The sequence below is a fragment of the Pseudomonas sp. SAR267 genome, from assembly GCF_052077595.1.
Lineage (GTDB): Bacteria > Pseudomonadota > Gammaproteobacteria > Pseudomonadales > Pseudomonadaceae > Aquipseudomonas > Aquipseudomonas vlassakiae.
On the sequence record NZ_JBQIHU010000001.1, the window covers coordinates 4,696,354 to 4,717,712 of the forward strand.

At 63.9% G+C, this 21,359-nt stretch carries 4 protein-coding genes; 2 read left to right on the plus strand and 2 right to left on the minus strand.

The features are described from left to right. The first annotated feature begins 25 nt into the window (after positions 1 to 25). A complete protein-coding gene (locus ACTORR_RS22105) occupies positions 26 to 16,432 on the plus strand; it encodes a two-partner secretion domain-containing protein (protein WP_441343896.1) in 16,407 nt (5,468 codons plus the stop codon). Positions 16,433 to 16,451: 19 nt separating this feature from the next. After that, the gene (locus ACTORR_RS22110; protein ID WP_313364664.1) at positions 16,452 to 16,844 is read left to right on the plus strand and encodes a hypothetical protein; all 393 of its coding nucleotides are present in this window, start codon (positions 16,452 to 16,454) and stop codon (positions 16,842 to 16,844) included. 163 nt (positions 16,845 to 17,007) lie between these two features. Here ACTORR_RS22110 and ACTORR_RS22115 read toward each other — a convergent pair whose 3' ends face one another. Then, a complete protein-coding gene (locus ACTORR_RS22115; RefSeq protein WP_313364665.1) occupies positions 17,008 to 19,476 on the minus strand; it encodes a TonB-dependent siderophore receptor in 2,469 nt (822 codons plus the stop codon). Between the two features lie 84 nt (positions 19,477 to 19,560). Beyond that, positions 19,561 to 21,219 carry a cyclic peptide export ABC transporter gene (locus ACTORR_RS22120; RefSeq protein WP_313364666.1) on the minus strand — a complete coding sequence of 553 codons (1,659 nt, stop codon included), beginning with the start codon at positions 21,217 to 21,219 and terminating at the stop codon, positions 19,561 to 19,563. Positions 21,220 to 21,359: the final 140 nt, after the last annotated feature.

The window sequence follows — 21,359 nt, forward strand, 5'->3', positions numbered from 1 at the left end:
GCCGCTGCTGACCTGAGGTTGTTACATGGACGTACGCCAATTCGCCTTCCTGGTTCGCCTGCCCTCTGCCGCCGTGCAAGCACGCGACACGTTCTGTGGCATACCTAAGCGTGCGCTGGCGTTGCTGCTGGCCAACGTCATGTTCTGGCAGCCGCTGTGGGCCCAGGCCGAAGGTATCGCGGTCAGCGCGCCAGGCACCGGACTGGCGCAGGCAGGCAATGGCGTACCGATCGTCAACATCGCCGCACCCAATGGCAACGGCCTGTCGCACAACCAGTTCAAGGACTACAACGTCGGTACCCAGGGCCTGATCCTCAATAACGCGACGGAGCGCACGCAGAGTACCCAGCTGGGAGGCATCATCGTCGGCAACCCGAATCTGTCCGGTCGTGCCGCCGATATCATCCTCAATGAGGTCAATGGCGCCAACCCCAGTCAGCTGCGCGGTTACACCGAAGTGGCAGGCAAGTCCGCGCACGTCATCGTTGCCAACCCCCATGGCATCAGCTGCGATGGCTGCGGCTTCATCAATACCCCAAAAGTGACCCTGAGTACTGGCAAGCCGGTGATCGAGAACGGTCAGCTGAGCCGTTACCAGGTCGATCAGGGGGCTATCGCGATTCAGGGCGCGGGGCTCAACGCGAGCAATGTCGACCAGTTCGAAATCATCACCCGGGCGGCGCAGGTCAATGCGCAGATCCAGGCGAAGAAACTGGCTATCGTCGCCGGGCGCAACGATGTCGATGCCCGCACGCTGACGGCCACCGCGCGGGCGGCCGATAGCAGCACGGCGCCGCAGCTGGCGATCGACTCATCGGCCCTTGGCGGCATGTACGTCGATACCATTCGCCTGGTCGGCACCGAGGCCGGCGTAGGGGTGAAACTGGCTGGCGACATGATTGCCGGGGGTGATATCCAGATCGATGCCAATGGCCAGTTGAACCTCGGCCAGGTGTCCGCCGGCGGCTCGCTCGCTGCCAAGGCACAGGGTGTCGATGCCCAGGGGACGGTGTATGCGGGCAAGGACCTGGCCATCAGCGCCCAGGGCGAGCTGCGCACCCAGCGCAATCTGGCCGCGCGTGACAGCGTGCGCCTCGACAGCACGGGGCGGGTGCTCAACCAGGGCGTCATCGAAGCCGGGATCAACGCCGACAACAGCCGCAACAGCCAAGGTGATGTGCGCATTAGTGCCCAGTCGCTGGACAACACTGGCCATACCCTGGTCGCCAGCCGGGACGTTGCGGTCACGGCCAGCGAACTGGCCAACCAGGGGGGCACCCTGAGCGCCGGGCGCAATGCCCAGCTTGAGGTCACCCGGGTCGACAACCAGAACCACGGGCGTGTGCTTGCTGGCGCCAACCTTGGCGTCAACAGCCAGAGCCTGCTCAACGGGCAGGGCGGGCTGTTGAGCAGCAGTGGTGCATTAAGTGTCAGCAGCACCAGCCTGATCAACCGCAATGGCGAATTGTCGGGCCTGGGGCAAGTCACCCTGCACGTGGCAACGCTGGACAATGTCGCCGGCCTGGTGGCAGCCGGGCAAGCGCTCGACCTGTATGCCGCAGGCCTGCTCGACAACCGCAGCGCTGGCCAGCTCACCAGCAAACAGCGCCTGACGGCCAGCGTCGGCAGCCTTGATCAGCAGGGCGGCGGGCGCCTGGTCAGCGAGGGTGACCTAAGCCTCGACCTGCGCCGCGGACTGTTGGACAACCGCGGTGGTGTGATCAACGCCAGCGGGCAGCTGACCCTGAGCAACCTCGATGACGTCGATAACCGTCAGGGTGAAATCGCCAGCCAGCGTGCCTTCAACGTCAGGGCAAGCAGCCTCGACAACGGTGCTGGCAAACTGTTGAGTGACCAGAGCCTGACCCTGAGCATTGCCCGCACCCTCAGCAACAGCGCGGGGCTGATCGCCGCCAGTGGCTTGTGGCTCGACACCGCCAGCTTGCTCAACGACCAGCAAGGCATGATCAGTAGCCAGGCAGGCTTGGATGCCCGTGTCAGTGGCGCCCTGAACAACCACGACGGCAACCTGACCGCGCAGGGTGACATGCGGATCGCGGTCGGCAGCCTGGACAACAGTGCCGGCCGCCTGCACGGCCAGGCCGGTGTCAGCCTGGACCTCAACCATGGCAGCTGGAACAACCAGGGCGGCCTTGTCACCGCACCGGGCTCGCTGCAACTGCTCAACCTCGCCTCGGTGAACAACCAGGGCGGCGAAGTCTCCAGCGTGCGCAGTTTCGAACTGCGAGCCGCCCAACTGGACAACCGCGCTGGCAAGCTCAAAAGCGAGGGTGACCTGGGCCTTGTAGCCACAGCTGGGCTGGATAACCGTGGCGGTGAGGTGGTGGGCACAAACCTCGGCCTCGACGTGGGGGCGCTGGATAACCAAGGCGGCCGGATCCAGGCCACCGACCGCTTGCAGCTGAACGCCGCCCGTGTCGATAACCGTAGCGGCATCCTGGCCAGCGGCGTAAACGTGGCGCTGACCGCCGGTGAGCTCGATAACCGTTTCGGCAAACTCACCAGCGGCGGCGACCTGACAGCGGCCTTGGCAGGCGACCTGCTCAACCAGAGTGGCCTGTTCAGCGCCGGTGCCAATCTGCAACTGAGCGGCGCCAACCTGGTCAACCAGCAGGGCGAGTTGGCCGCCGGGGCTACTTTGCAACTGCGTGCCGCGCACCTGGATAACCGCAACGCCGGGCGTGTCCACGGCCAGAATGTGCAAGCCAGCGTCAGCGGGCTGGCGCAGGCCGGTGGCGGGCAGCTCTACAGCCAGAACGACCTGGTCCTGGACTTGAATCACGGTCACTTGAACAATCAAGGCGGCCTGCTCAACGCCCCGGGGCAGTTGCTGCTGCGCAACCTGAACAGTGTCGATAACCAGGGCGGCGAGATCTCCAGCCGCCAAACCTTCACCGTGGAGGCCAGCAGCCTGGACAACCGGGGCGGCAAATTGCTCGGCGAGCAACTGCTGACCCTGCGTATCGCCAGGGCCATGGACAACGCGGCCGGGCTGGTTTCTGCGGCGCGGCTGGACGCACAGCTGGGTAGCCTCGGCAACAGCCGAGGCAAGCTGAACATACGCGATGACGTGACACTGGCCGTTGAGGGTACGCTGAGCAACGCCGATGGCGAACTGCAGGCCGCAGAAGGCCTGATTACCGCTGCCACGCTGGACAACCGCAACGGTCGAATCCAGGCAGACCGAAATTTGAAACTCACCAGCGCAGGAGAGGTGCACAACGGGACAGGTCATCTCAGTGCCGGGGACCAGCTTTCCCTGCGGGGCGCACAACTGGATAACCAGCAGGGTGCGGTGTTCGCAGGCAACCATCTCGGGCTAATGCTCGACGGCACGCTGAGCAACGCCAACGGCACGCTTCGCGGCGAGCGCAGCCTCGACCTGCAAGCCGGGGTATTGGATAACAGTAGCGGCGGCCTGGTCAGCAGTGGCGAACAGCTCGATGCCAGGCTGGGCGCTCTTGACCAGCACGGTGACGGGCAATTGCTCAGCCAGGGCGCACTCACCCTCGACCTGAACCAGGGGCACCTCGACAATCAGGGTGGGCGGTTGAATGCAACCGGTCGCCTGCTGCTGAACAATGTCGCGTCGGTCGATAACCGCGGTGGCGAAATTTCCAGCAACCTCGGTTTCTTGCTGGTCACCGGTGCACTGGACAACGGCGGTGGCAAGCTGCTCAGCGAGCAGGGGCTGACCTTACGTATCGCCCGTGTACTGGAAAACACCAAAGGCCTGGTTTCGGCAGCCCGGCTGGATATCCGCGCGGGTGCCTTGTTCAACCAGGCCGGTAGCATCAGCAGCAGTGGCGCGCTTGCGCTGCAAGCAGAGGGTGGCGTTGACAACCAGGGCGGCCAGCTGCTGGCCGGTGAGGCGGTGATCAGCGTCGGCGCGCTGGACAACCGCCAAGGCCTAGTCCAGAGCGACCATCAGCTGACCCTCAACAGCCTCGGCGCCGTGGATAACCGCCAAGGTGCGCTCTACGCCAGGCAAGCGGCCGAACTCGACGCCGCCAGCCTGGATAACCGCGCAGGCAAACTCAGCAGTGACAGCCGCCTGGCCGCACGCATCAGCGCCCAACTGCTCAACCAGGCCGGCCTGATCGACAGCGCGGGCGGCCTGCTCCTCAGCGCGGGCGTCACCGACAACAGCCTGGGTGGCAGCATTCATAGCAGCGGGCAGCTGGAGGCTTCGGTCGCCAGCCTGGACCAGCATGATGGTGGCCGGCTCTATGGTCAGGCGGGTGTCACCCTCGACTTGAACAATGGCTACTTGAACAACCAGGGTGGGCTGATCAACGCGCCAGGCCAGTTGCTGCTGAAGCAGCTCGCCAGCGTCAGCAACCAGGGCGGCGAAATTTCCAGTAGCCAGGCTTTCGAATTGGCCGCCACCGAGCTGCTCAACGGCGGCAAGGTCCTCAGCGAGCAGGGCCTGACCCTGCGTATCGCCCAGGCCTTGGACAACACCCTGGGGCAGGTCAAGGCCGCTTCACTGGATGTTCGCGCGAGCAGCTTGGTGAACCGCGAAGGCAGCCTGGAGGCCCGCGAGGGTCTTGAGCTGGCCGTGGATAGCCTGCTGAACAACCAGCAAGGGCGCGTTCTGGGTGGCGACGTTGCGCTGACCAGCGTCGAGCTGAACAACAGCGCCGGCCTGGTCCAGGCCGACACGCGCCTGAACCTGCGCCAGACCGGTGCGGTCAGCAACCGTACAGGCCAGTTGCTGGCCGGCGAAGCGCTGAGCCTGGAGGCAGCCAGCCTCGATAACGGTCAGGGGCGTGCTGCCAGCGATGGCTCGATGGCGCTGGCCGTTAGCGGGCAGTTGCTGAACCAGGGGGGAGTGCTGGGTGCCGTCGGGGCCCTGCAATTGCGCGCCGACAGCTTGTTCAACAACGCTGCCGGGCGAATCACCGGCAAGCATGACATCGACGTCGAAGCCCGCCAGTTCGATAACCGCGTTGGCAACGTGGTCGCTACCGGGCAATTGCGGGTGCAAAGCCACGCGCTGGACAACCGTCAGGCCGGCCTGCTCAATGCCGGCAACGGCATGACACTCTCGGTCGAGCGGCTCGACAACCGTGCGGGCCAGATCGCCAGTGTTGCCGACCTGGACATCAACGGCGAGTCCCTGGACAACAGTGGCGCTGGCCAGGTCGTCGCCAACGGCAACCTGCAACTGACCCTGTCGCGTCTGGACAACCAGGCCAAGGGCATCATCTCCGGTCAACGGGCCGTCACCCTCGTTGCCGGGCAGATGGACAACAGCGCCCAAGGCAGCCTGTATGGCAAGAGCGGCGTTTCACTGCTGCTGCAGGGTGGTGGTTCGAGTGGGCAACTGAACAACCGCCAGGGCGCGATTCGCAGCGATGCCGACCTGCGCCTCACTACGGCACAGGGCATCGGCAACCAGGGGGGCGAGCTGCTTGCTGCCGGTGCCCTGGCGCTTTCCAGCCTCAGCCTCGACAACACGGCCGGGCGCATCGCCGCCAATGGCTCGATGACGTTGGGCACTGGTGCTTTCAACAACCAGGCCGGGCGCCTCATCAGCCTCGATCAGCTCGACCTGAAAGCCGGGCAAGTAGATAACCTGGGCGGCACGATTGCCAGCGTCAAGACGCTTATGGCTTCGTTGCACGGCCTGGACCAACGCGGTGGCGGCGAGCTGTACAGCAACAGCGCCCTGACCCTGGACCTGAACCAGGGCCTGCTGAACAACAGTGGTGGCCTGATCAACGCGCCGGGGCCATTGGTGCTGCGCAACCTTTCCACAGTCATCAACCGAGGCGGCGAGATCTCCAGCGAGCGGGGTTTCGGCCTGCTGGCCGACAGCCTCGACAACAGTGACGGCGGCCTGCTCAGCGACCAGGCCATCGATCTGGACATCCGTCAGGCGTTGCTCAACGTCGGCGGCCAGATCACCGCCAACGGCCTGACGGCCAAGGCCGCCAACCTGGACAACAGCAATGGCCTGTTAAGCAGTGGCGCCAACCTCGATCTAGCGATCACCGGCGCCTTGCTCAACGCGGCCGGCGAAATCTCCGCCGCTGGCGGCAACAAGGTCGTAGTCCAGTCCCTGAGCAACGACCGTGGCCAGGTCATGGGCGATGTTGCCCTCGACCTGCAGGTGGGCGGCGCACTGTCCAACCAGGGCGGTACCTTGGGTGCCGGGCGCGAGCTGCAGGTCACTGCCGGCAGCCTGGACAACAGTGGCAATGGCAGCCTGGTCAGCGACGGCAGACTGGGGCTGAGCGTTTCAGGCCTGCTTGATAACCAGAACGGTGGCAGCGTGCTCGCCAAGGGCGCCATGGCGCTGCAAGTCGAGCGCCTCGACAACCGTGGCGGCCGGCTCGCCGGGCAGAACGCCCTGACCTTCAGGGGCACGTCGCTGGATAACCGTGGCGGGGTCGTGCGCGCCAACCAGAACATGCAGTTGCACCTGGCGCAGCTGGACAACCGCACAGGCCTGATCAGCGGCGTGCAGGCGCTGGACCTCGATATCGGTGAGCTGCTCAATCAGGGCGGCCTGGTCAGCGCCAGCGGTGGGCTGGGGCTCAGGGCCGATTCGGTCGGCAACGGCAAGGGGCGTATCGCCAGCCAGGGTGACCTGTTGGCGAGTATTGGCTTGCTTGAGCAGCAGGGCGGCGAGCTGGTGGCCGAGGGCGAACTGAGCCTGACCGGCGACCAGCTGGACAACAGCGCGGGTGGCTTGGTCGGCAGCCGCAAGGCACTGCGCCTGCAGGTGCAGTCGGTGAACAACCAGAGCGGGGAAATCTCCAGCCAGCAGCAGGTCACGCTCGGCGTCACACAACTGGACAACAGCGCGGGCAAGCTGCTGGCGGGCACTTCGCTGGAAATGACCGTGGCTCGGCTGGTCAACCAGGCCCGTGGCCTGGTGTTCGCCCGCGACATCAACCTGGCCGCTGCCCGCCTGGACAACGCCCAGGGTACCCTCGCTGCGCAGCAATCGTTGCAGGTTCGCCTTGCCGTACAAGGGGCTGGGGCGCTTGAGGCTGGCCTCGACAACCGCCAGGGTCACCTCAGCAGCGAGGGCACCCTGAGTCTCGACGGGCAGCTGCTGGACAACCGCGCGGGCAGTATCTCAAGCGCCGGCCAGCTGGTGCTGAACGGTGCGGCCGGGTTGCTCAACCAGGGCGGCGTGCTGGAGAGTGGGCAGGGGCTTAGCCTCACCAGTGCCAGCCTGGACAACAGCGAGGGCCTGATCAAAGGCCAGGGCAATACCACCGTGGTTACCGGGCGCCTGGATAACAACCAGGGCGGCCGGCTCCTCAGCAGTGCGGACCTGATCCTGAACGCCGGCCAGGTCAGTAATGGTGGGCGCATAGCCAGCAACGGCGTGCTCGACGCCCGCGTCACCGGCCTGGTCCAGGACCAGGGCGAGCTGTTCAGCAATCGCCAACTGACCTTGGACCTGAACCAAGGCGCGCTGATCAATGGTGGCTTGATCAACGCTCCGACCCTGACCCTTAAGAACCTGGGTACGGTGACCAATCAGGGTGGCGAAATCTCCAGCCAGGGCGCGCTCGACCTTGCCGCCCGCAGCTTCGACAACAGTGATGGCAAGCTGGTCAGCAACCAGCACTTGGCCTTGCGCGTCGACCAGGCGCTGGGCAATCGCAATGGTCGCATCAGCGGTGCGCAACTGGCGCTGGGCAGCCAGCGCCTGGACAACAGCGACGGCCTGATCAGCACCCGTGGTGCGTTGTCAGTCCATGCTGGCGAGTCGTTGCTGAACCGCCGCGGCACCCTGATTGCCGATAATGTGCTCACGCTCGACAGCGACAACCTCGACAACGGCCAAGGCCAGATCGCCGGCAAGGCACTGGTCGAGCTGAAGGCCGGTACCCTCGACAATCAGGGTGGCCAACTGGTCGGCACCGATCGCGTCAGCGTCGCCGCGAGCCGCCTGGACAACCGCAGTGGGTTGATCGGCGCTACCCAGGCGCTGGACCTCGCCGTCGACACCCTGGACAACCGTGCAGGCGAGCTGACCAGCAACAGCGACCTCACCCTCACCGGGCAGTATCTGGACAACAGTGACGATGGTGTTCTGTTCGCAGGCGGCAAGCTGACGCTGGCGATGCTGCAGGTGCTCAACCGTACCCGTGGCCAACTGCACGGGCAGGCCGTGGACTTGAGCGGTGCCAGCCTGGACAACAGCGGTGGGGCGATCTTCTCGCAGCGGCCACTGGTGCTGAATTTCAGCGGCGAACTGAGCAACCGACAGGGCACGCTGAGCAGTGAGTCGACGCTGGTGGTCAGCGCGAACAGCCTCGACAACCAGGGCGGCAGCCTGGGCAGTGCCGACGATCTGACTTTGACCGTGGCCGGGGCGCTCGACAACAGCGACGGCGAACTGCTTACCGATGCTCGCCTGCACCTGCGCAGTGCCAGCCTGGTCAACGACCAGGGTAGCATCAGTGCCAAAGGCGCGGTCAGTGTGGGGACCGGTGCGGTGAGCAATCGGGGCGGCAAGCTCAACAGCGCGCAGACCCTCGACCTGAACGCCGGGCAGGTGATCAACGGTGGCAGCATCGGCAGCCTCGGCGCGCTGACCGCCACGGTCACCGGGCTCGATCAGCAGGGTGGCAAACTGTCGGGCAATACCAGCCTCAGCCTCGACCTCCAGGGCGGCAAGCTGGACAACCAGGGTGGCCTGATCAACAGCGCCGGCCCATTGCAACTGAGCAACCTGGCCGATGTCAGTAACCGCGCGGGCGAGATCTCCAGCGCCCAGGCCTTCACCCTCGCTGCCCGTAGCCTGGACAACGATGGCGGTCGTGTACTCGCCAGCCAGGGCCTGAACCTGGTCATCGCTCAGACCCTGAGCAACCTCAAGGGCCTGGTCGGTGCCGCCAGCCTGGGCGTCAGCGCAGGCGCGGTGGACAACCGTGGGGGAACCTTCAACAGCCGCAGCGACTTGTTGCTGGGCAGCAGTGGCCTGCTCGACAACGGTCAGCAGGGCCTCATCAGCGCGGCAGGCCTGCTGACCCTGAACAGCGACAGGCTGAGCAATCAGGGCGGGGCGCTTCTGGCGGGCCAAGGCCTGTCGCTGACATCGCGCGCCGTGAACAACAGCGCGGCTGGCCTGATCAACGGCCAGACGGGTGTGAGCATCAACGCCGACAGTGTCGACAACAGTGGGGGCGAGATCTCTGCCACACAGGACCTGGCGCTGACCGCCAGTAACCTGATCAACGCCAGCGGCAAACTGATTGGCGCACGGCAGCTGGTGCTTTCCGCCGCCAGCGTCAACAACCAGGGCGGCCTGTTGTCCGGTTGGCAGGGGCTGAGCCTCAAAGGCGGCAGCCTCGACAACCGTAACCTCGGCACACTCTCCAGTCGCCAGGGTGCCCTGGATGTGCAACTCACCGGTGCCTTGCTCAATGGCGGGGACGGTGCCCTGGTAAGCCAGGGGCGCATGGACGTCGATGCGGCTAGCCTCGATAACAGCGGCGGTGTGCTGTCCAGTGGCGCAGCCTTGCAACTGAACACGGCCACCCTGGCCAACCTGGGCGGCAGCATCGATGCCCAGCAGTTGCTGAGTGTCAACGGCAGTGACCTGGACAACCGTGGTGGCCGCATCGCCGGTAATGGCAGCCTGCTGCTCGACCTGCGTGGCAACCTCGACAACAGCGGCGGCACCCTGGTCGGCGCCGAGGCGCTGCAGCTGGTGCAGGCCCGGCAGGTGCTCAACCATGGCGGCAAGATCATCAGCCGCAGCGGGCTGACGCTCAATGCCGGCAGCCTCGACAACGGCCAGCTGGGTACCTTGGCGGCCAAGGAGCAGGTCAAGGTCAATGTCGCATCGACCCTGCGCAACGACAGCCAGGGGCTGATCTACAGCGAAAATGCCGATGTCGCGTTGCAGGCGGGCGAACTGCTCAACCAGCAGGGCGAAGTGCAGGGGCGCAGCAGCGTGCTGCTGGACATCGCCGGGGCGCTGGAGAACCGCGGCGGCAAGCTGCTGGCCCAGGGCGGCAACTTGGTGGTGCAACGGGCCGGCAGCCTGGGTAACCAGGGTGGGATCCTGGCCAGCGTTGCCGGGCTGCTGGACGTGAACGTCAGCGGCCTGCTCGACAACCGGCGCGACATCGCCGGCAATGGCGGTGTGGTGCAGGGCCAGCAATTGCTGCTGGTGGCCGGCAACGTCGACAACAGTGGCGGCCGGGTTGCCGCCCAGTCGGGCGATGCCCGCATCCGCAGCGCGGGCCTGGTAAATGCTGGCGGTGGTCTGTATGCCAAAGGCTTGGTGCGGATCGATGGCAGCAGCCTGGACAACAGTGCCGGGCAGTTGGCGGGTAACCGCGTCGAACTGGCGCTCGGTAACACCCTGGTCAACCGTTCGGGGGTAATCGAAAGCGACACGCAATTGCTGGTGTCAGCGGCCGCCGTGGACAACCAGGGTGGCCAGCTGCGGGCCCTGGGCACGGCTGGCAAGAGCGAGTTCCAGATTGGCGGTGGCTTCGACAACCGCAACGGCAGGGTCGAGGTGGCCAACACCGACTTGACCCTCAACACCAGCGGCCTGAGCAACCTTGGTGGCACCGTGCTGCACGGCGGCAGCGGCATTTTCGACATTGCCACGGCCAACATCACCAACAGTGACGGCACCCTGGTCACCCGTGGCGGGCTGACCCTGACAGCGGCCAGCTGGACCAACAGCAGTGTGATCCAGGCCGGGCGCCTGACCGTCAACGTCGGCGAACTGAACCAGACCGCCGGTGGGCAACTGCTGGCCTCCGAACGTTTCAGCGGCAGCGGCAACAACTGGAGCACGGCAGGGTTGATCGCCAGTGATGGCGGGCTCGACCTCAGCCTTGCCGGCAGCCTGAACGTCAGCGGGCGCATCAGCAGCCTTGGCGCCATGAACGCCGGCCTCGGCCAGCTGAGCCTGGCTGGCAGCGGCAGCCTCGCTTCCGGCGCTGCAGGCACGCTCAATGTCGGTGGCCTGCTGAGCAATGCCGGGCGCCTGACATCGGCGTCCAGTCTCGCGGTCCAGGCGGGCGGCATCGACAACTACGGTTCGCTGGGCAGCGGCCAGGCCCTGACCCTGAGCACCGGCAATCTGTCGAACCAGGGCGGTTTCATCTACAGCGGCACGGACATGGCGCTGTACGCCCAGAGCCTGACCAGCCGCCAGGGCGATATCTACAGCCTGGGCGCGATCCGGGTAGCCCGGGACGCCCAGGGCAATCGTTCGGCCCTGCTGGAAAACATTTCCGGGACGATGGAAAGCGTTGGCGACTTCACCATCGCGGCCAGCACCGTCAGCAACAAGCGCGTCGACTTCAGCCTCACGCCGACGGTGCAGTCCGGTTACATCGGCGTGCGCTGCTACAGCTGCTCCAGCTACATGGATGGCAGCGTACAGATTTCGCCGAGCTCGCACCTGGTGTGGGGGCAGACCTATACCTATGAGGCCGTGGGGGCGGTCGAGCAACAGGCCAGCCTGGTGTCGGGGCGTAACCTGAACGTGGCCAGCGATGTGTTCGCCAACTCCAACTCCACGGTTTCCGCCGCCGGTAACATCACGATCAATACCGGCTCGTTTGCCAATACTGCGACATCGCTGAACGGTTACTCGGAGCTCAAGTACATCGACATCGGCCAGCCCAGCTCGGGGTTGTGGAAGCTTATCGCCCACTACAATGCGGACAACGACGCGGGCTACACGGGGGGTATCCGCTTCTGGAACGCAGCGGGTCACGAATCGATGGCGACGCTCAACAGTGGGAGCCGCTCCGTAGGCAATGGCAACACGATCTCGTGGGTGAATTTCGCCAGCTTTAGGCTGAACACCACCGAAACGAGCGGCAGCAGTAAATACAAATACGCTCAGTACATTTTCCCGGCCAACTACGGAAGTGGACAGCCCAGCAGCGCTCCAGCGGCCATTCAGGCAGCAACGCCGTTCCTGACACAACGCGTGGAAAATGCCGGCTCCAACTACCTGCCTTCAGTGGTTCAAGCCGGTGGCGCGCTTGGCATCACCGCGTCCAGCAACATTTCCAACGGCGTCGAGCGGGCCTACAGCCCAGCGACCAGCGGGGCTGCAAGGGGCCTGAATACCGGTGCCACGGGCACGGGCATGGCGCCGGTGATCGTCCTGAACCGGCAGTTGCCGCCCAACCTTGCCCAGCAGCAGATCAACCCGTTGAGCCTGCCGGGCTTCAGCCTGCCGACCAACCCCAACGGCCTGTTCCGCCTGAGCGACCAGGCGGCCAGTGCGGGGCAGGCCAGCCAGGCCGGCAGCGGCGCCGGCAACTGGACCCTGGGGGCTGCCAGCATTGACCTGGCACAGCGCGAGCAGGCGCTGCCGGGCACCACCGGGCGCACCTTGCAAGTCGGTGACAACGCCCAGCTCTGGGCCAGCACGCAGCAACTCTCGGTCGCTGCGCGCGAAGCCGGTACGGTGCGCGCCACCGCGAGTGCGGTCGATGTGTCTCCCGTTGGCAGCGTCAACAACGGCAACTGGCAGTCGGGCCGCAGCCAAGCGGGTGAAGTCACCCGCAATGATGGCCTCGGCAGCCAGGCGCCTTCCGGCGCTGCCGCTGGTTCACTCAGCGCCACCGGGCAGGCTGTCGACCTTGCCGGTATCGAGACGAACCGCGACACCCAGGTAGGCGTTAGCACGCCGGGCATTGCGACAGGCCCGGCGAACGTGCCGGGGCTTGCTTCCGGCAGCCGCGACACCACGGTGGCCGGCCAGTCCGCTGGTCGCGCCGACCTGGCGCCGCAGGCCCGCGACGGGCTGACCGGTGTGGCCACTGTGCAACCTGCACGGGTGACCACTGTGGACCCCTTGTCGCCGGCTAGCCAAGCGATAGTTTCCGCAGCCGTTCGCCCAGGCATGCCAAGTGCCGACGGCCGCTCGACCGTCACCTCGCCAGGCAGCGCGCAACCGACGGCCGCGGCCGGGCAGAGTATCAATCGGGTCACCGGCCTGCCGGACCGCACCGTCACGTCCCAGCCGCACAAGTACCTGGTCGAGACCAACCCGCTGCTCACTGACCTCAAGCAGTTCATGAGCTCCGACTATCTGCTGGCAGGCCTGGGCTACAACCCTGACGAAAGCGCCAAGCGCCTCGGCGACGGCTTCTACGAGCAGCGCCTGCTCCAGCAGGCCGTGGTGGCCGCCACCGGGCAGCGCTTCCTGGCCGGCCAGACCAGCGACGAGCAGATGTTCAAGTACCTGATGGACAACGCCATCGCCAGCAAGCAGCAGCTGAACCTGGCGGTCGGCGTGGGCCTGACCTCGGAGCAGGTGGCGGCGCTGACCCACGATATCGTCTGGCTGGAGGAGGTCACGGTCAATGGCGAGAAGGTGCTGGTGCCGGTGCTGTACATGGCCAATGCCAACAACCGCCTGGCGCCCAATGGCGCGTTGATGGCGGGCAATGACGTCAACCTGGTGGCCGGGCAGGACCTGCTCAACGTCGGCACCCTGCGCGCCAGCAACAACCTGTCGGCCGCAGCCGGCAACGACATCGTCAACAGTGGCTTGATCCAGGCAGGCAACCGGGTCGACCTGCTGGCTGGCAACGACATCGTCAACAAGGCCGGTGGCATCATTTCCGGCCGCGACATCAGCATGACCACCCTGAAGGGCGATGTGATCAACGAGCGTTCGGTGACCAGCCAGGTCACCGACGCCGCCCGCCTGCACATGCGTACCGATTACGTCGACAGCGCCGCGCGCATCGAGGCCGCCAACGACCTGAGCATCAACGCCGGGCGAGATTTCGTCAGCGCCGGCGGAGTACTGCAGAGCGGGCGCGACACCTCGATCGAGGCCGGTCGCGACATCCTGCTGGGTTCCGCCGAGGCCATCGACAGCGCCGCCTATGGGCGCACCACTACCCAGACGGTGACGCAGAACGGCTCCAGCGTCAGTGCCGGGCGCGACCTCACCGCCGTGGCGGGGCGCGACCTCACCGCAGTGGCCAGCCAGATCGAGGCGCAGCGCGCCATCGATATCAGCGCCAGCGGTGACGTGACCTTGATGTCGGCGGCAGACGAGACCCATTCGGCGTACACCTCGAAGAAGCTCAAGACCCAGGAAGACCATGTCAGCCAGGTGTCCACCGTGCTGACCTCCGGTGCCGATGTCTCCATCAGCGCCGGCCAGGACCTGGCCCTGAGTGCCAGCCGCATCAGTGCTGGCGATGAAGCCTACCTGGTGGCCGGCGGCCAGCTTGCCTTGCTGGCGGCGGAGGATCTGGACTACTCGCTGTACGACAAGAAAAAGAAGGGCAGCTTCGGCAGCAAGTACACCAAGCGTGATGAAGTCACCCAGGTCACCAACGTTGGCAGTGCGATCAGCACAGGTGGCGACCTGATGCTGGTCAGCGGTGGCGACCAGCTGTACCAGGCGGCCAAGCTCGACAGTGGCGCAGACCTGGTGCTGAGCAGTGGTGGTGAAATCACCTTCGAAGCGGTCAAGGACCTTCACCAGGAAAGTCACGTCAAGAGCAAGACCAGTCTTGCCTGGAACAGCGCCAAAGGCCGAGGCAACACCGATGAGACACTGCGCCAGAGCCAGTTGCTGGCCAGCGGTGACGTGCTGATCAAGGCGGCCGATGGCTTGAAGATCGATATCAGGCAGGTCGATCAGAATAGCGTCAGCGAGACCATCGATCTGATGGTCCAGCAAGACCCACAGCTGGCTTGGCTCAAGGAGGCCGAGGCGCGGGGTGATGTTGACTGGCGTCAGGTGAAGGAGGTGCACGACTCCTTCAAATACAGCAGCTCGGGGCTGGGTGTTGCGGCGCAATTGATCATCGCGATCATCGTCACCTACCTCACGGCAGGTGCTGCCAGTGCTGCCTTGGGGTCCGCAGCAGGTGCGACCGCAGGTTCCGGGACTGCCATGGCGGCCAGTGGCACGGCGACGGCCAGTGCCGTGGCCGGCGGCGCGGCAGCGGGCTCGACCGTTGCGGCAGGATGGGCGAATGTGGCGCTTTCCTCGATCGCCGCCAGTGCGGCAAGCGGGGCGACCATCAGCGCGATCAACAACCGTGGCAACTTGAGCCTGGTGCTTAAGGATGTCACGTCCTCTGATGCGCTTCGTGGCTATGTGGTTACGGGGCTCACCGCAGGTTTGACCACCGGCGTGTTCGATGACTGGACAGCGACCGAAACGGGAACTTCAAGCACGCTGCCTAATAGTGGCGCCGTATTGCCAGCGGGAGGGCTATCCACCTGGGACGGCATTGGTCGCTTTGCAGGCAACCAGCTGCTTCAGAATGGTACTTCGACCGTGCTGGACCGCGCCCTCGGTGGTGACAGTGCGTTGAGTGATGCGCTGCGTAGCAGCCTCGCCAGTACATTCGCAGCTGCTGGGTTCAACTTGGTTGGCGACTTGGGTAATCGTTTCGACCTACAGGAGGGAGGCGCCGCCAAAGTTACGCTGCATGCAGTGATGGGCGGGCTGGCAGCGGAGGCGGCTGGAGGCGATTTCAAAACTGGCGCAGTTGCAGCCGGGCTCAATGAGGCGCTAGTGGATACGCTTGCACAGCACTATGCCGAAATGCAGCCTGAGAAAAAGCAGCAGTTGCTGATAATGAACTCACAATTGTTGGGTGTTTTGGCTGCTGCTGCGGTCAACGGCGATGGCGACAGCTCACAGATGGGAGCGTGGGTGGCGAGCTACTCGACGCAATACAATTACCTTACACATGAAGAAGTTCAGAAACAGGGCGAGGAAGAACAAGCCTGTAAGGATGATGGGTGCGTCCGGGATGTAAGAGAGAAATATGCACGGCTGGATGAGACTCGCAATAAAGGGTTGGCCGACCTGTGTCGTAATAATCCTGGGCAGTGCGAGGCTATTTCCGCGAAGCTCAGTGCCGACGATCCGAAACTCAGAGCGTTAGCTAAAGAAGCATCTGCTCGAGGTGAATTGGGCGCATCAGTTGTCATCGGCTATGTGATTAGCAGCAGTAATCAAGACGCGCAAAATATCATTGCCAGTGAACTGAGCGCGCTCGAAGGGGGCGATGGGAGTCGGTTCCTTTCCATGCTAGGCTCGACGTTGTTGAGTGCGACCATGGGTGGTAGCTCCGTTGGTCCAAAAGGCGGGGCGAAAACGCCACAAAAGGTAGAGGAAATATCAAATCCCCCACAGTCACCGGTAATTCCGTCAGGGTGGGTCAGTCGACCGGGGCGAAATGGTGGTGAGATCTACTTTCCGGTTGGTACGGATCCTGCGAAAGGGGAGCACATTAGGGTTATGCCACCTGGCTCATCACCTGTTCCAGGATATGAGAATGGATACTGGCGTTGGCAGAACGCCGGCAAGCAACCTATGAATCCGGCCACAGGTAAACCGGGTATAGGGCAGGGAGATACACATGTTCCACTTCCGCCAGACGCTTTACCACCTATTCGTCGTTGAAAATAGGGATTGAATTAATATGTACGCATTACCAGATGATTTTGATTTTCAGCTGCTTTCGGGATGTTATTTGGAAATGGTTTGTTGTGGTGTGCATGTCACAAGACTGGATTTTTCACGTCCACAAACTGCCCCTGGTGTCACGCCATATAAGATTTCCATCTGTGTTGAAGCAGGATTGGCGTATCAAGTTGGTGAGGTCCAGGGGAGGCGAGAGTTCACAAACTCCTCTACCATAGCGCCCTTGTTGGATCTTTTGTTGAGAGATGTTGTTTTGGTTGAGAAAATCGAGCTGTCTACGCTTCAGGTGTCATTCAGTTCGGGCGATAAAATTGTAATTGAGGCCGACTGCGATGGCGACTTTGAGTCCTATTCGATCTATTTGAATTCTGGTGAGGTTATTGTTGTTTAGTATGCCGATTCGCTGGGTGATTCACGATAACGGCGGTGATTCGCAATAGTTTTATGGCGGCATCTCAGTAGTCATTAAATTCCTCACGGAAAGTCATGTCGCAACCGTATAAAAAAAGGCCCCTGGGCGCATCACGCCAAGGGGCTTTTTCTTGCCGTCAGCTTCAGAAATCGGCTTTGAGCGTCACGGTGTAGTTGCGCGGTTCGCCATACACGTTGCTCGCGTTCAACCAGCCGATGGAGGAGTAGTACTTCTTGTCGAACAGGTTGTTGCCGTTAAGTGCGACGCTGAAGTTCTGGTTGATCTGGTACGCCACGCGGGCGTTCCAGATGGCGTAGCCGGCCTGCTCGATCTTGTCGATGCCGTTCGTGCCACCCTGGTTGGTGTTGTGGTTCTTGCTCTGGATGCTGGCACCGGCACCGACGGTCCACTGGTTCAGCTCGCCAGGCAGGTTGTAGTCACTCCAGAAGCGCAGCAGGTGGCGTGGCGTGTAGCTGTTGAAGGTGGCGCCGGAAGACGAGCTGCCATCACCCGGGTCGTTGAGAAACTTTGTCGAAGTGTAGGTGTAGCCGGCAAACAATTGCAGGCCGGCCAGCACTTCGCCGCTGATTTCCGCATCGAAGCCTTCGGCGCGTACCTTGCCGCCTGCCACGTAGCAGTTGGTTTCACCGTCCTGTCCGCACACCGACGAATAGTCGTACTGGGCGCGGTTTTTCTGGTCGACGCGGAACACCGCGAAGCTGGTGTTGACCCGGCCATCCATCAGCTCGCCTTTCAGGCCGATCTCATAGTTGGAGCCTTCGATCGGCTTGAGTGGGGCGAGGTCTTCGGTCAGTTCGGTCTGCGGCTTGAAGATGTCGGCATAGCTGACGTAGGCCGACCATTGATCGTTCAGTGCGTAGATCAGGCCGCCGTACGGGGTGACTTCGCCGGTTTCCTTGGCATGTGACGGGTCCGGCGATGCCGTGGTGAAGCGCGTCAGTTCATAGTCGTACTTGTAGTTGCTGACCCGTGCGCCGAGCACCACGGTCAGCGGGTCGATCAGCTTGTAGCGCATCACGCCGTACACGCCGTTCTGGCGAATCTTGGCCTTGGAAACACCGGCATAGGTGGTGCTGAGCATTTCATCCAGGGTGGGTTCGCGAGGCGAGACCGGGTCGTGGATGTTCATCGGGCCGAGGTTGAGCAGGCCGCCTTGCAGGTCGTCGGTGCGCAGGTCGCTGGCGTTGGCACCCACCACCACCTCGTGCTCCAGGCCGAAGGCGCGCCATTTGCCGGTCAGGTTGATATCGGCGCCCTGGTTGATGTTCTCGAAGTCGTACAGGTAGGCACGCGACTGCATGCCGCTGCCGGTGGCCGGGTCGACGGCGCCACGGCCGAAGCTGTAGAAAATGTCGTTGGTCTCGCGGATGTAGCTGCCGGAGGCTTTCAAGCGCCAGTCTTCGTTGAAGTCGTGGGTGATATCGGCAAAGTAGGTGGTCTGCTTGTTGTTCCACTTGTTCCAGTCGGCACCGGTGAAGGTGGAGCGGCTGACGTTCACCGCACTGCCATCCTTGTTGCGCGGCAGGCCGCCGAAGTAGGGCGTCGAGTGCAGGTCTTCGACACTGGCGCCGGCGGCGACCGTGGTGGAGTCGCTGAGGTCGTATTCAAGAATCCCGTACAGCACGTTCTTGCGGCTTTCTGCCGTGTCGTAGAAGTAGTCGCGGTCTTCATGGCCGGCGACCAGGCGCCCGCGCAGCCGGCCATCGGCAGTCAGCGGGCCGCTGGCGTCGAGAGTCTGGCGATAGGTGTCCCAGGAGCCGGCGCTGGCGGTGATCGACAGGGACGGCTCGGCTTTCGGACGTTTGCGCACCAGGTTGATCGCCGCACCGGGGTTGCCGCTGCCTTGCAGCAGGCCGTTGGCGCCGCGCAGGATCTCGACGCGGTCGTACAGCAGGGTGTCGGAGGTGAAACTGCTACCGATGCCATAGTAGCGGCGGTCCAGCGGCACGCCGTCGTACTGGATGGTCTCCACCTCGAAGCCGCGCGAATAGATGTACTTGCCGCCAGACGGGCTCTGGTAGGTGGTGATGCCGGTGGTCTTCTCCAGCACCTGGTCGAGGGTGTCGAGGCGCTGGTCGTCCATCGCCTTGCGGGTGACCACGCTGACCGACTGCGGGATGTCCTTGAGGCGGTGGGTGCCCTTGCCGATGGTCACCGCATTGGACGTGTAGCTCCCCGAGTCCTCGGTGGTGGCATCGAACTGGCGCCCGGAAATGTTCACCGGCTCCAGGTTCAAGGCGGAAGTGTCTGCTGGCCCGCTCAAGGTGATGGTGTGGCCATCGAGCTGGTAGGTCAGGCCGCTGTCGCGCAGCAGCAGGCGCAGGGCCTGCTCGGGCTCCATGTTGCCCCTGACCGCCGGTGCCGGGGTGTTGTGCACCGCGTCCGGGCTGTACAGCAGCTGCAGATTGGCCTGCTTGGCCAGGGTAGTCAGTGCCCCCACCAGCCCTTGCGAAGGGATATCCAGCGCGACCGGCTCGGCGTGCGCTGCCATGGACGCCGCCAGGACACAGGCCAGCAGCGACGTTGGGAGAATGGCCAGTGTCTTCCTGCGAACCGCCCGGGCGAGCGGCGTAAGCGTGATAATGGTCATGCGGCTACTCAGTGTTAGCAGATAGATTACTTATGAGATTTATTTGCATTTATGTAACGTGTCGGCCGCCCAGAACCGGAAAGATCACAGTGAAAATTCTGCAATTTCTTGTTCCACCCGCTTGCCGTCATGCAGGCGCAGCAGGTGATCGGCCACATCGAAGTAGCGGTCGTCGTGGCTGATGACGATGATGGTCTTGCCCAGGCGCTTCAGTTCCGGCAGCAGTTCGGTGTAGAAAATGCGCCGGAAGGTCGGATCCTGGTCGGCGGCCCATTCGTCGAACACCAGCACCGGGCGCTTCTCCAGCCAGGCGTTGACCAGCGCCAGGCGCTTGCGCTGGCCAGTGGACAGGTCAGTGGTGGTGAAGGCGCCATCGCGGATCTGCACCTTGTGGGCGATCTCCAGCCGTTGCAGGTACTTGCCGGCATCCTCGGGCAAGGCCTGGCCGTCCTGCAGCAGGTCATCGAACAGGTAGTAGTCGGCGAACACCGTAGTGAACAACTGGCGGTAGTCGTCGCGGTTGCTGGCGGTGACAGGTGCGCCATCGAGCACGATCTCGCCGTCATGGGGGGCGTACAGGCCCAGCAGCAGCTTGATCAGCGTGGTCTTGCCGCAGCCGTTCTCACCGACGATGAACAGGATGTCGCCCTGCTCGACGCGCAGGTTGATCGGCCCCAGGGCGAACGGCGCGGCACCGTCCACCGGCGGGAAAGCGAAGCGCACATTGCGCAGTTCGAGGCTGCGGATCTGCCGGTCAGGGACTTCAGGGGCGTCGAGCAGCAGGTGCGGCTCGGGCGACGAGAACTGCGTCGACAGCTCGGCAATGCGGCGGAAGGCGATTTGTGCGCGGCTGACAATGGGCAGCGTCGAGACCAGGTGTTCCAGCGGCCCTTTCATGAACAGCAGCACCAGTACGAAACCGCTGGTGACCTTGGGGTCGGTGATCAGCCCGGCTTGTTGCAGGGCCAGTACCAGGCCGATGACCACGAAGAACAGCATCGAGCCAAGGCTCTTGGCGACCACGAAGATGTTGATCGAGCGGATATGAGTGTCGCGAATGAAATTGGCGGTGCGGCTGATGCGCTCGTCGAACATGCGCTGGCGACGTGGGCGGCTGATGCGCAGCTCCTTGGCCCCGGAGGCGACACCGCTGTAGTGCCGCTGCATTTCGTCTTCGGCCTCGCGGGCGGCATGGAAGCCGCGGATGCCGCGCACGCGGGCGATGTATTGCACGGCGGTGCCGATCAGGATGGCGCAGGCAGTGATCAGGAACATCGGCCAGGACAACTGGGCCAGGTAGCCGAGGCAGCCCAGGGTCACCGACAGGGAAATCGCCAGCGGTGCGAAGGCGAAGGCGAAGTCGCTGATGGTGTCGACATCGTGGGTCAGTACCGGGATCAGGCGGTGGCTGCGGTAGCGTTCAATCTGTTCTATGGGGGCGCTCAGCACCTTTTCGCCGAGGTCGCGACGCAGCTTGGCGATCACATGCTGGCCGACATGGTTGGTGCCGATGTCCGAGGCGATGGAGGCGCACAGGGCGAGCAGGCAGATGCCGGCGAACGCAAGCACCACGCCCCAGGTGATGGTGCCGGGGGCATGCAGCAGGTTGTTGATGTTGGCGAGCAGCAAGGTGATGCACAGGCCGCCGACGATCCCCAGCACGACGGCCAGGGAGACGATCAGTCGGTAAGGCTTGAGCAGGCCGAGGAGTTCGCGGAGTGCGCCAGGGGTCGATCGGTTCATGGTGAGTTCCTGGTGGGTACGCGGATGCGGTTCTGGCGCTGCGCGCGGCGAGCACCGTGTGGGCGGGTTGCCCAGTGAAAAGACGTGTGAGGGGGGCTGTGATTTAGCCGGCCCAGGCCGCGTGCCCGGGCCAGTCAGGT

What these genes read in the sequence shown, in the direction of transcription:
- ACTORR_RS22115 (WP_313364665.1), bottom strand. Translation starts at nt 19,476, where the DNA reads ATGACCATTATCACGCTTACGCCGCTCGCCCGGGCGGTTCGCAGGAAG.
- ACTORR_RS22120 (WP_313364666.1), bottom strand. Translation starts at nt 21,219, where the DNA reads ATGAACCGATCGACCCCTGGCGCACTCCGCGAACTCCTCGGCCTGCTC.
- ACTORR_RS22110 (WP_313364664.1), top strand. Translation starts at nt 16,452, where the DNA reads ATGTACGCATTACCAGATGATTTTGATTTTCAGCTGCTTTCGGGATGT.
- ACTORR_RS22105 (WP_441343896.1), top strand. Translation starts at nt 26, where the DNA reads ATGGACGTACGCCAATTCGCCTTCCTGGTTCGCCTGCCCTCTGCCGCC.